At 40.0% G+C, this 12,708-nt stretch carries 7 protein-coding genes; 5 read left to right on the top strand and 2 right to left on the bottom strand.

Annotation, left to right across the window (positions count from 1 at the left end; all coding sequences use genetic code 11):
• Nucleotides 1-41: 41 nt before the first annotated feature.
• Both EWU23_RS08950 and EWU23_RS08955 read right to left on the bottom strand, forming a co-directional pair.
• Nucleotides 42-2,489 (bottom strand): outer membrane beta-barrel family protein, encoded by a 2,448-nt coding sequence (locus EWU23_RS08950; protein WP_166231135.1) that lies wholly within the window; start codon nucleotides 2,487-2,489, stop codon nucleotides 42-44.
• Between the two features lie 330 nt (nucleotides 2,490-2,819).
• Nucleotides 2,820-4,232 (bottom strand): PQQ-dependent sugar dehydrogenase, encoded by a 1,413-nt coding sequence (locus EWU23_RS08955; RefSeq protein WP_166231138.1) that lies wholly within the window; start codon nucleotides 4,230-4,232, stop codon nucleotides 2,820-2,822.
• 146 nt (nucleotides 4,233-4,378) lie between these two features.
• On the opposite strand from EWU23_RS08955, the gene EWU23_RS08960 reads away from it, so the two are divergent.
• Genes EWU23_RS08960 through EWU23_RS08980 form a run of 5 tightly spaced genes read left to right on the top strand, consistent with a single transcriptional unit; the run spans nucleotide 4,379 to nucleotide 12,680 of the window.
• The gene (locus EWU23_RS08960) at nucleotides 4,379-5,356 is read left to right on the top strand and encodes a Kelch repeat-containing protein (protein WP_166231142.1); all 978 of its coding nucleotides are present in this window, start codon (nucleotides 4,379-4,381) and stop codon (nucleotides 5,354-5,356) included.
• Nucleotides 5,357-5,376: 20 nt separating this feature from the next.
• On the top strand, nucleotides 5,377-7,695 hold the full coding sequence (locus tag EWU23_RS08965; RefSeq protein WP_394367308.1) for a PSD1 and planctomycete cytochrome C domain-containing protein: 2,319 nt from the start codon (nucleotides 5,377-5,379) through the stop codon (nucleotides 7,693-7,695).
• 12 nt (nucleotides 7,696-7,707) lie between these two features.
• Nucleotides 7,708-9,162, top strand: coding sequence for a DUF1501 domain-containing protein (locus tag EWU23_RS08970; protein WP_166231149.1), 1,455 nt, complete (start codon nucleotides 7,708-7,710; stop codon nucleotides 9,160-9,162).
• Between the two features lie 5 nt (nucleotides 9,163-9,167).
• The gene (locus EWU23_RS08975) at nucleotides 9,168-11,351 is read left to right on the top strand and encodes a c-type cytochrome domain-containing protein (RefSeq protein ID WP_166231152.1); all 2,184 of its coding nucleotides are present in this window, start codon (nucleotides 9,168-9,170) and stop codon (nucleotides 11,349-11,351) included.
• Nucleotides 11,352-11,372: 21 nt separating this feature from the next.
• Nucleotides 11,373-12,680, top strand: a complete 1,308-nt coding sequence (locus EWU23_RS08980) for an aminotransferase class V-fold PLP-dependent enzyme (protein WP_166231155.1) — start codon at nucleotides 11,373-11,375, stop codon at nucleotides 12,678-12,680.
• The last annotated feature ends 28 nt before the right edge of the window (nucleotides 12,681-12,708 follow it).

Here is a 12,708-nt window from a genome sequence, read left to right on the forward strand (position 1 = left end):
TAAGAAATTGATTATTAGTCGCTTAGTATTTAAATGGGTTATTAATTGGCACTTTTTACGCGATCTTTTTCAGCATCCAAACCGGTATTTCTAACACGAGCACCTTTGACAGCTGTATTCCCAAATCGGTAAGTGAAATTGAATCGAACCACACGAGTATCATTTCTATTTTTCACGGTTATATCGATATCTCCGTATTTGATTGTTGCCATTGGGTTTTGGGTGTATAAAATATCGCTGGCATTTATACGAATGGTTCCTTTTTTGTTCAAGACTGTTTTTTGAATACCTAGGTTTAATGAACCACCAGGGCCAAAATTAAAGGCTTGTTCCAATCCTCCTGAGAAATATTGTCCGCCCAATTCTAATTTAATATCATTTTTTAAAGTAAAGGTATGGTTCGAGTTGATGTAGAACATATTTCCTGCGGAATTGATTTGTGCTTGATCCACTTTACCTGTTAATTCATTGCGATTCAGTTGGATATCTGTATTACTTGTCCACCATTTAGTCACTGGGATTGGCAAGGAGAAACTTAAGTTGTAAGAAGTTCTTTGAGCCAAGTTGGCGGAAGTCTGATAGGTTTTACGGGCTTCTGTATCTTGTCTCAATAATTGAGTGATCACATCATCGGTATGACTATATCCAAAAGTGGTATTAAATGCTCCCTTGAATGTATGAGTTAATTCAAATGAATTGGTTAACTGAGGCATCAACATCGGGTTACCCACTCGATAGGTATAGTTGTCTAGGAAGAAAACGAATGGGTTTAAGTCGGAATAACCTGGACGATTAATTCTACGGCTATAGTTTAAACCTAGGGTATGGTTTTTGTTTGCTTCATATTGAACAAAAGCACTTGGGAATAGTTGTTTGAAGTCGCGGTGGAAGGATGAATCCGAAGCAGCATTTCCATAAGCCATGGATTTTCCATCAGCAATGGTCCATTCTCCACGTAAGCCTATTTGATAGCTCCATTTGCCCAATTTACGTTCCGTATTTAAGTAAACAGCGTGAATTTGCTCTTCGTACATAAAGCGATTGCTTTGTTTGTTTAAGAAAGTATAATCCGCATCGCTGGCTGTTTTTCCTCTGAATTGAAGGTCATTATCTGTTTTTACATAGCTGGATTTTACTCCCATACCCCATTTGCTATTTTTGTTGATCGGTAATACATAATCCGATTTGAAGGAGTATTGGTCAATGTTGGATAATGCGCCAGTGCGTAAAAGAGAATCATTTTTGATTTTATTAAATTCAGAGCCATACCATTGTGTCAAATAATCATTTTGATTATTATCTACGTAGCGAGCATAATCTAAATCTATCGTCAATTCTTTTCCAGTGCTATCCAATGTATGTTTAAAGTTGATGTTATTGGCAAAGTTATGGAATGGATTGTCGATGGAATTATAAGTATCTAATTTACTCATGATGGCGTTGGTAGCCAGATTACGTTGCGTAGATTGATTCAAGCCATTGTTTAAGGTTGTTTGGTTTAAGCCTCCTGAGAATAAAATTCCTACGGTTGTATTTTTGTTGACTGACCAGTCTGCTCCTACTTTCATGGAAGTGTATGTGCCTTTGAAGGGAAAATCGGTGGTGGAATTCCAAACTTCATTTTGGGCACGGAAGTAACGAGTGATGTTATTGTGCTGTAAGTTATTCCGTCCAAAATAGGAGGCATTTCCAAAAATGTTCCAGCCATTATTGCGGTAGTTTAAGTTTAAACCTGCACTAGAACGAGTATATACTCCTTGGCCGATGGTACCATTTACGGACCCATTCATGCCCATATTCACATTCTTCTTCATTTTGATATTGATGATACCTGCAGTACCTGCTGCATCATATTTAGAAGAAGGGTTGGTCATGATTTCCAATTGAGAAATTTGATCGGCAGAAAGATTGCGTAAGAAGTTGCTCAAATCGTTACCAGATAAATAGGATATTTTACCATCAATCATGACTTTGACACCTTGTTTTCCTCTCAAGCTGATGTTGCCATCTTTGTCGACAATAACCCCTGGAGAACGCTCTAATACTTCCATGGCAGAGTTACCAGCTGCCATAACGGAATTTTCTACATTGACCACGGTCTTGTCTAATTGTCTTTCGATAAAAGGTTTGGTCGCTTTGACTATGACCTCATTTAGTTGAGTGGAAATGGGTTCAAGGGCAATAGTTCCTAAATCCAATTGGGTATTGGCATTGACTTCGCCTAGTTTTTTGGAATAAGCTTTATAACCAGTGAATTGAATTTTTAAGGTATAGTTTCCTTGGGGTAAAGCGGCGGCTTTTAATTCACCGTTTTCATCGGTGATAAATCCTTTTACTAGGGTGGAATCACTTGCTTTTCTTAATAATACAGAAGCAAAAGGAACAGGCTGATTTTTTTCATCTCGGATTTTAGCTGAAAGTCCGTTATCGGCAAATGCGAGGAGGGGGGCAATAATAGAAAATAGGGTAGATAAAATAAAAGTTTTCATTAGGCGGATTGAATTATTTTTTGGTTGTAAACAGAGAATGAGTCGTAGATGCAAACAAGAACCCAAAGGTTGCATGTCTCTCTTTTGACAATGCAAAGCTATACTAGGTACTTTGTTATACATAGTACTATATGATAAACAATAAAATGTTTTGGATGAGTGGTAAATAGCAAGGGCAAAATGTAAAATGCCTGCCTTGGTTATGGAAAATTGGATATCAATAAATTGGACTATAGATATGAATTCTCATTCGTTTGGCATGTAAAAAAACAACGCTGGCAAGGTTCTAAACCTTGCCAGCGTTGTTTCAAACAATCCTAAAATGTTGCTTTATTGTGGTCTTAAACGGAAAACCATGCCAGGATTTTCAACTCCTACATACAAATAACCATCTACACCCATTTTTACATTACGCATACGGCCCAAATTAACTAGTAGCTTTTCTTGCGAAACGACTTTGTTATTCTTAACCACGACCCGATTCATGTAATTAAAGCGTAAAGAACCGATCATTAAATTTCCTTTCCAAGCTGGGTATTTATCACTATTTACAAATGCCAAACCAGAAGGTGCAATGGATGGAAGGTAATAGGTGATGGGTTGTTCCATGCCTTCTTTCTTAGAAATATTCGTGATGGGTTTACCATCATAATTAATTCCATAAGAAATGGTAGGCCAGCCATAATTCTTACCAGCTTGGATGATATTGATTTCATCTCCTCCACGTGGGCCATGTTCGGTTTCCCAAATAGCGCCTGTAGACGGATTCAAAGTTAAGCCTTGGGGATTTCTTTGTCCATACGAATATATACTGTGATGAAATTTAGCTTTATCTTTTCCAACAAAGGGATTATCTTTTGGAATACTTCCATCATCATTCAATCGATGAATTTTACCATTATCATTATCTGTCTCTTGTGGGAATACTTTTTCCATTCCTCGTTCACCTACACTAAAGAATAAATATCCTTGTTTGTCAAAGGCTATCCGTGAACCAAAATGGTGAAAGGTCTTGGTATAAGGTAGTGATTCAAAAATTTCTTGAGATTCTACCCATTCATTGTTTTTGATTTTTCCTCTCACAATACCTGTCGCTGTGACTGTTTGACCACCCTCTGTTTTAAATTTGGAATAGGACATATAAACCCATCCGTTGGAAGCATAGTTGGGATGTAAAACCACATCCAATAATCCGCCTTGACCTCTAGCCATCACTGCGGGAGTTCCTTTGATGGGGGTTTTATGTTGGTTTTGGTCAACTAGATACAAGGTGCCCGCACGGTCAGTGATTAAATAATCCTTATTGGGTAATTGAGCAAATCCCCATGGGCTTTCTAATCCTGTGACAATCGTGTCCAACACCACGGTCATTCCCTCGGATTTAAATACATTGGAAGAAGGCTTATTGGCAAATTTATATTGATCTACACTGGCTAATTTTTCGGTAATTAGATCAGCTAATTTTTCGATGTCCTTTGCACTTAAAGCTGCTTTCCAAGAAGGCATCCCAAAATCTGCGTAACCATTAGTAATGGAAGCAATCAACTCTGGTTTACTTTTCCCATGTTTCCAAGTACGATCCACAAAGGCATCTACTTTTTCTCCATGGCAACTAGAACAATATTGTGTATACGTTTTTTCTGTGGATTCGTCCACTAAGGCTTCTTTCGGTGCATTGGTTAATGACATGATGCTGATGGATGCCACCGCAATTCCGCCTAAAATACTGAGTCGTTTATACATTTTTGTAGGATTAAAGAGTCAAATTTACTAGTAAATTTAGCCCTAATCTAAAAAGAATTTGTCGAAATTTTATCTAGGTCTATCTGCTTAAAAAAGAGGAACATTTCTATATTTTTTTTACATTAGACTTTCAAACCTATTAAACCATGAAAAAAATTCTCTTGATTTGCCTTGGGCTAATCTCTTGGAGTGTGTCTGCGCAGGATTCCCCCAATTCTTGGAACATCCTCACATCTCAACAAGCTGCACAAAAAAGACATGAAAGTTCCATGGTGGAATGCGATGGAAAATTTTATGCTTTAGGTGGTAGGGGAAAAAGACCTATAGAAGAGTTTGATCCTAAAACATCCAATTGGACAGTTCTAGCTGATGCACCCATGGAATTTCATCATTTTCAGGCCATTTCATTTCAGCATGAAATTTATGTGGTTGGTGCTTTAACAGGTAATTATCCACATGAAAAACCAATTCCTCAATTTTTGATATTTAATCCCAAAACTAAAACCTGGAGAGAAGGTGCTAGCATTCCTGCCGATCGTTTGAGAGGGTCTGTTGGCGTATTTACTCGGGGTAATAAAATCTATTTAGTGGCTGGAATCATGGATGGCCATTATGATGGACATGTCAAGTGGTTTGATGAATACGATACCAAAACCAATACTTGGAAAATACTTCCAGATGCACCTAGAGCTCGAGATCATTTCCAAGCCGTGATGGTCGGTAAAGACAAAGCCTATGTGGCAGGAGGGCGTACTTCGCATGCCAAAATTGGCAAAGTACTAGATCTGTGTATCAAGGAAGTGGATGTATTTGATTTCAAAAGCAATCAATGGTCAACTTTGGCCGAAGGTCTTCCTACTTTACGGGCCGGTACGTCATCCATCGTTAATGGTCCTTACTTGGTAGTGATGAATGGAGAAAGTGTCAAACAAGTTCCTGCCCATTCTGAAGTAGAAGTATTAGATACTCGAACAGGTACTTGGTCCAGTCTACCTAATTTACGGCAAGGCAGACATGGAACAGGGGTAGTTTATTGGAAAGGTAAAATTTATGTAGTAGCAGGAAGTGCCAATCGAGGGGGAGGTCCAGAACTCAATGAAATGGAATGTTTATCATGGAAATAATACATTAAATCATGATAGCCATGCGCGTTAAATCAATTCGATTCATCCTTATTCTAGCAGCTTTCAGTATCCTAGCTTATACGAGCTGGAGATGCACGAGCTCTCGGGCAGATGATGCCCGTATCCCCGATGTAGTGGATTTTAACTATCACATTAGACCCATACTATCAGACCGCTGTTTTAAATGCCATGGGCCTGATGCCAATAAACGGGAAGCTAATTTACGTTTAGATACCCCAGAGGGGGCTTATGCTGCATTTAAAGATAATGCCAAAGCTCATGCTATTGTTCCAGGTAATCCTGAAGCATCGGAATTAATGGCTAGAATTACCGCCAAAGATACCTCCCAGCGGATGCCACCCATGAAATCCAATTTGACATTAAGTCCTCATGAAATTGAGCTATTAGAAAAGTGGATTGAGCAAGGAGCCAAATACAAGCCCCATTGGGCATTTATAGCCCCTAAAACACCTGAAATTCCTGAGGCTGATGCGTCCTGGGTGCATAACCCCATCGATCATTTTACGTATGCCAAAATGAAAGAGAAGGGACTTAGTCCTAGTGATGAAGCCGACAAAGAGCGCCTATTAAAGCGAGTATGCTTTGATTTAACTGGGCTACCTCCAAGCTTGGAAATGCAAGATCGCTTTTTGAAAGATAGTAGTCCAAAAGCGTATGAAAAAATTGTAGATGAACTTTTGGCTAACAAGCACTATGGAGAAAAAATGGCCACCTATTGGCTGGATGTGGCTCGATACGCGGATTCACATGGATATCAAGACGATGGATTAAGGACTATGTGGCCTTGGCGCGATTGGGTCATTCATGCCTTTAATTCCAATTATTCGTATTCTAAATTTCTGACCTGGCAGTTGGCTGGCGACTTGATTCCTCATGCTACCAAAGAAATGGTTTTGGCCACGGGCTTTAATCGAAACCATAAAATCACCCAAGAAGGTGGGGTAATAGATGAAGAGTACCGTGTAGAATATGTGAATGATCGGACAAGTACATTTGGGAAAGCATTTTTAGCTCTCACTTTTGAGTGCTCTAAATGCCACGACCATAAATACGATCCCATTTCACAAAAGGATTATTATAGCACCTATGCCTTTTTCAATCAAGTACCTGAAAAAGGTCTTTTTGGAACCATTGATGCCTCTTTTGCCGATCCTCCTAATATCAAAATTACGAGCCAAGAAGTGGCTTCTATTTTGAAATTCATCAATAAGCGAGATACAGCCGCCGTAGAAGTGATGGTGATGAAGGATTCCAGTAATTGGCGGCCAACCTATGTACTAAACCGGGGAAATTACGATGCCCACGGTGAACCGGTAGGGGTAGGTATCCCCAAAAGTATTTTACCTTTTTCACCTCAAAAATATGCAAAGAACCGCTTAGGGCTTGCCAAATGGTTAGTAGATGATCAAAACCCACTGACCTCACGGGTATTTGTAAACCGAATTTGGTTTCAGTTTTTTGGGAGAGGGATCGTTAAGACGCTTGGTGACTTTGGTATGCAGGGAGAATTACCAACTCACCCTGAACTTTTGGATTGGCTGGCCGTTGATTTTAAGTCGCACCACTGGAATATCAAGCGTTTGGTGAAGCAAATAGTAAGCTCAGCTACCTACCGACAGTCCTCTATGATAAAATCGGAGCATTTGAAGGTAGATCCTGATAACATGTACTTATCCCATGCTCCGCGATTACGTATTCCAGCGGAAAATGTGCGCGACCACGTATTAGCTAGTGCTGATATTTTAAATCCTGAAATAGGTGGCCCAAGCATCAAACCTTATCAACCTAAGGGGATTTGGGAAGTAGCCTCTTCGGGTCGTGGATCTTTGATGACTTACATTCAAGATCACCAGCAAGATTTGTATCGACGAGGGATGTATGTGTTCATCAAACGTACGGTGCCGCCACCTTCCATGTTGATTTTTGATGCGAGTAATCGGGATCAATGTGAAGTACAAAGAGGTAGAACCAATACACCCTTGCAGGCATTGGTCATGATGAATGACCCACATGTATCTGAAAGTTCCCGCGTATTGGCAGAAAATATGGCCAAGCTGAAACTTCCTGTAGATGAAGTATTGAGTCGAGTATTTCGGAAAATAGTGTGCCGAACACCACAAGCCAAGGAACTGGCCATTTTGAAGAAATACTTGGAGGCAGAACAATTGGAATTTCAGCAAAAGCCTACCAAAATCAAGTCATTGATGAAGGTAGGGGAATATCAAAAAAACCAAGCCTTGGCTAATCCATTTACTGCGGCTTTGATGCAAACGATTCAGATGATTTACAATATGGAAGAAACTTTAATGCGGGTGTAAACCTTTTCATCTATGGAAAATGAGTTTTTAAAAAATAGACTGAATATCACCAGAAGGCATTTCTTTGGAAAAGCCGTTGCTGGAATTGGTGGCCTAGCATTAGGGTCTTTGTTGATTCCCAAAATTTGGAAGGGAGACGGAACAGATGTACCCTCTAGCCCTTTGGGATTAGCCCAATATGCCCCTAAGGCTAAGAGAATTATTTATTTATGTCAAAATGGAGCACCTTCTCAATATGAAACTTTTGATTATAAACCCTTATTGACCAAAATGATGGGTCAGGATTTACCTGAGTCTATTCGAGGTGGTCAGCGCCTAACGGGCATGACGGCCAGTCAAACCAAGTTTCCATTGATGGGTTCTTATTATAACTTTCGTCAGCATGGACAATCGGGAGCGTATATCAGTGATTTATTACCCAATATTGCCAAAATAGCGGATGATATTTGTATCGTTCGTACTATGAATACGGATGCGATCAATCATGACCCTGCTTTGACTTTTCTACAAACGGGCGCTCAAGTGGGGAATCGACCTAGCATGGGTGCTTGGATGAGCTATGGCTTAGGAAGTGAGAATAAAAATTTACCTGCTTTCTGTGTGCTCTTATCGCGAGGAAGAGGAAATGGTCAAGGGGTTTATTCCAAGCTCTGGACAAACGGTTTTTTGGATTCTACCCACCAAGGTGTGGTATTTAGTTCCAGTGAAGATCCCATTTTATATCTAAATGATGCCGAAGGAATTGATAAACAAGATCGTCGGCGGATGTTGGATCATTTAGCTGAATTGAACCAATTGGGATTTGATGAAAGTGGTGATCCTGAAATTCAAGCTAAAGTCCAACAATATGAAATGGCGTATCGCATGCAAACAGCGGTACCTGAATTGACCGATTTATCCAAAGAGCCTGATCACATCATTAAAATGTATGGCCCTGATTGCCTTGTACCAGGCACTTATGCTGCCAATGCTTTGTTGGCTAGAAAATTGTCGGAATCCGGTGTACGCTTTGTTCAATTATATCATCAAGGTTGGGATTCCCACGGAAATTTACCGAACGAGATGGGCATGCAGGCACAGGATGTAGACCGTGCCTCGGCAGCATTAATCACCGATTTGAAGCAAAGGGGGCTTTTGGATGAAACCTTGGTAATTTGGGGAGGGGAATTTGGTAGGACAAATTATTGTCAAGGTAATTTTACACCCGATAATTACGGTCGAGATCATCACCCAAGAGCTTACAGTATATTTATGGCAGGAGGAGGCACCAAGCCGGGTACAGTGTATGGCGAAACAGATGAATTTGGATATAATGTGGCCAAAGACCCCGTGAATATTCATGATTTTCATGCTACGGTTTTGCACTTGATGGGAATTAACCATGAACAATTGACCTATAAACATTTGGGAAGGAGATATCGATTAACCGACGTTTCGGGCAATGTAATCCCAGGACTTTTGGCATAAATGGGATGAATAAAGAACAATTATCTTCTTGGTACAGCATCTTGTTGAGTGGTTTAATCTTTCTACATGCCTTATTGCTTTTTTTACTTTTTTGGCAAGATCAGGTAAATTTGCCTTGGGCATTTCAATTGCTTGGTCGGTTTCATCCATTGATTTTACACTTGCCGATTGGCTTGGGAGTATTGCTTCCTTTCGTACATCTTTTGCGGAGGCCTTTAGGGGAACATACTTTTTATCTTTCTTTTCGCTTTGTGCTCTATTTAACGGCCATTTTTGCAGCTATTGCTGCCTTATTGGGTTTCTTTTTATCGCAGGAATCTGGATTTGAACCTGAGTTAATCATGTTTCATCAGTGGGCTGGCTTAGCTGTGGCTTGGTTGTATTTGTTACTATTAATCCTGTTTGATCGTTTATTAGTCACTCCATCTCAGGCATTCGTCGGGTCATTAGTAGGAGTGTTACTCTTAAGTTTGGCAGGTCATGGTGGAGCCAATATTACCCATGGAGAAAATTATCTGACGGAATTATGGCAGCCAGAAAGTGAGCGAAAAGCCCCTACGGGAGAATCTGCTTTATTTGAAGGAGCTATTCAGCCCATGTTGGAGAAAAAATGTGTTTCTTGTCACAATGATCAAAAAACGAAGGGGCAGCTCAATATGAGCTCCATAGCCAAGATGCTCCAAGGTGGTAAGCATGGCGATCTTTGGAAAACTGGAGATGTGTCAAAGAGTTTATTTTTACAACGCGCGCATTTGCCTTTGGAACATAAAGAACATATGCCACCTAAAGGGAAAAGCCAATTGACTCCTGATGAGATTTTACTTCTAGAAGCTTGGGTGAAAGAGGGAGCATCACTAGATAAAAAGATTAAAGCTTACGCACCAGCCTTACAAGTAAGCAAACTCGTTGCTAGCTTATTTGCTACACCAGCTAGCATTGAAATACCCAAAAGAGAATATCCTTTTTCAGCTGCCAGTGAATCTGATTTGAAAGCAGTGAATAGTCCCTTTTGTTCCGTGTATCCCTTATCCAGTGATGCGCCAGCCTTGCAAGCCGATTTTTATGTAGCCAAACGATTTGACATTAAGACCTTAGAGAAATTAAGTAAAGTGGCAGATCAGGTTGTTGGAATCAATGTAGCCAAAATGCCCATCAAGGATGAAAATCTGCCTCTTTTGGCTCAATTTCCTAATCTGGAAAAGTTGAATTTGAATTTTACGGAAATTACGGGAGCTAATTTGAAAGCATTGATATCTAATAAGAAATTAGTGTCTTTGTCGCTTTCGGGAACAAAAATTTCAGCCAATCAATTGCAGCCACTCATAACACAATTACCTCTTTTAAAGGAAGTGTTCATTTGGAATACGGGCATAGCATCAGAACAAATTGCTAGTTGGAAAAAGACTTTCCCTAAAATTCGTTGGGAGGAGGGATTTGTTCCAACGGATGAAAAATTGATGATAAATCCGCCCATTTTGGTGAATGAGAATTTCTTTTTAGGACCCCAGGAAAAAGTAGTTTATAAGCATACCATTCAAGGAACCACCATTCATTATACCTTGGACAAAGAACTGGAACCTGATTCCTTGGGAACTTTAGTAACAGCTGGACCTATTGATATTCCTTTCTTTACTGTAGTTAAGGCTTTGGCCACTAAACCCGGCTGGTTAGCCAGTAAAGTAGTGAAAAATACGTTTTATAAATATCGCTTTGTGCCAGATTCTGTCTACTTAACGACGCAAGCGGAGGCTAAATGGCAGGCTAAGGGAGCGTCCACGCTCAAAGATTTGATACAAGGGAAGCGAGATACCCGAGGATTGGCGAATGATACTTGGATTGGATTTCAGCAACAAGATGTGGATGCCTTATTTGAGTTTAAACAGGCTAAGACCGTGAAAGGTGTGACGGTGAGTTATTTGAGGAAGCAGGATTCCAATATTTTTCCGCCTTTGGAAATAGAAATTTGGGCAGGTAATTCAGCCAAAGCCTTGAAGAAATTAACCTCAGTGAAACCGGAACAGCCTGATGAGAATGGAGGATATTCCCCGCAAGCCATTAATATTCCTTTGCCACAAGGGAATTTTACTCATTACCGTATGTTGGCCAAACGCATTAAGCGTTTCCCAGCCTATGTCAAAGACAAAACTAATCCTGCGATTATTAAGCTAGATGAGGTGTTGTTTTATTAAATTGCTTTAAAACCTAAACCTATGACTAACCGAAGAAAATTTGTACAATCCTTAGGCCTGATGAGTAGTGCCTTTTCTGCTTCTAGTTTATTCCAACAAAACCATGCAGCTGATTTTAAGCGCATTTTGGAAGCTAAGCAGCATGTCTCTCCTGCACAGCTAGCGGAAGACGAAGATTTTTGGGCTTTTGTACAGCAGGGCTATACCACCAGTCCGAACATCATCAATTTAAATAATGGAGGAGTGAGTCCTAGTCCAAGGATTGTACAAGAGGCCGTAGAACGCTACAATAAATTATCCAATGAAGGCCCATCCTATTTCATGTGGCGGGTTTTAGATCAAGGCAGAGAACCTTTGCGGGAGAAATTAGCCGAATTGGCGGGTTGCGATAAGGAAGAAATTGCCATCAACCGTAATGCCACCGAAGCCTTAAATACCGTTATTTTTGGATTGGATTTTAAAGCGGGAGATGAGATTATCGGGACCAAACAAGATTACCCAAATATGATTAATGCCTGGCGACAAAGGGCGCAGCGTGATGGGATTGTGTATACTCAATTGAGCTTTGATTTTCCTATTGAAAATGATGCCCAGATTGTGGATGCATTTGAAAAAGCTATCACCCCTAAAACCAAGATGTTGCACATTACTCATATCATCAATTGGGTGGGTCAAATCATGCCTGTTGCCAAAATCTGTGCTATGGCGAAAAAACATGGTTTAGAAGTAATCGTGGATGGTGCCCATACCTTTGGTTTATTGGATTTTAAAATTCCTGATTTAGGATGTGATTATTTTGGAACCTCATTGCATAAGTTTTTATCAGCGCCCATTGGTTCGGGTATGCTTTGGATTAAAAAGGGTAACATTGAAAAAGTTTGGCCTTTGGTATGTAATGATAAACCCCGAGGAACGGATATCCGTAAGTTTGAAACCTTGGGAACCAGAAGTTTCCCCATTGAACAAGGAATAGGAGAGGCCATCAATTTTCATAATGCCATAGGTTCTAAAAGGAAAGAAGAGCGTATTCGTTATTTGAAAAACTATTGGACCACGCAGGTAAAAGATGTGCCTGGGGTAAAGATTCATACCTCTTTTAAGTCAGCCTATTCTTGTGCCATTGCTGGAGTGAGTATTGATGGAATGACCATAGCTGAACTGGATAGTGCTTTATTTACCAAATACAAAATCCATACGGTGGGTATTGTTTGGGAAAACATTTCTTGTGTCCGAGTAACCCCTCACGTCTATACTCGATTGAAGGATTTGGATAAAATGGTACATGCCATCAAGGAATTAGCTGCACAGGCAAAAGCGAAAAAATCGTAATTAAATTGGCCTAAATAGGCCATCAATA

It is taken from the genome of Aquirufa beregesia (assembly GCF_011090385.1).
Lineage (GTDB): Bacteria > Bacteroidota > Bacteroidia > Cytophagales > Spirosomataceae > Aquirufa > Aquirufa beregesia.

Coding starts and splice junctions, on each gene's coding strand:
- EWU23_RS08950 (WP_166231135.1), bottom strand. CDS start 2,489: ATGAAAACTTTTATTTTATCTACCCTATTTTCTATTATTGCCCCCCTC.
- EWU23_RS08955 (WP_166231138.1), bottom strand. CDS start 4,232: ATGTATAAACGACTCAGTATTTTAGGCGGAATTGCGGTGGCATCCATC.
- EWU23_RS08960 (WP_166231142.1), top strand. CDS start 4,379: ATGAAAAAAATTCTCTTGATTTGCCTTGGGCTAATCTCTTGGAGTGTG.
- EWU23_RS08965 (WP_394367308.1), top strand. CDS start 5,377: ATGCGCGTTAAATCAATTCGATTCATCCTTATTCTAGCAGCTTTCAGT.
- EWU23_RS08970 (WP_166231149.1), top strand. CDS start 7,708: ATGGAAAATGAGTTTTTAAAAAATAGACTGAATATCACCAGAAGGCAT.
- EWU23_RS08975 (WP_166231152.1), top strand. CDS start 9,168: ATGAATAAAGAACAATTATCTTCTTGGTACAGCATCTTGTTGAGTGGT.
- EWU23_RS08980 (WP_166231155.1), top strand. CDS start 11,373: ATGACTAACCGAAGAAAATTTGTACAATCCTTAGGCCTGATGAGTAGT.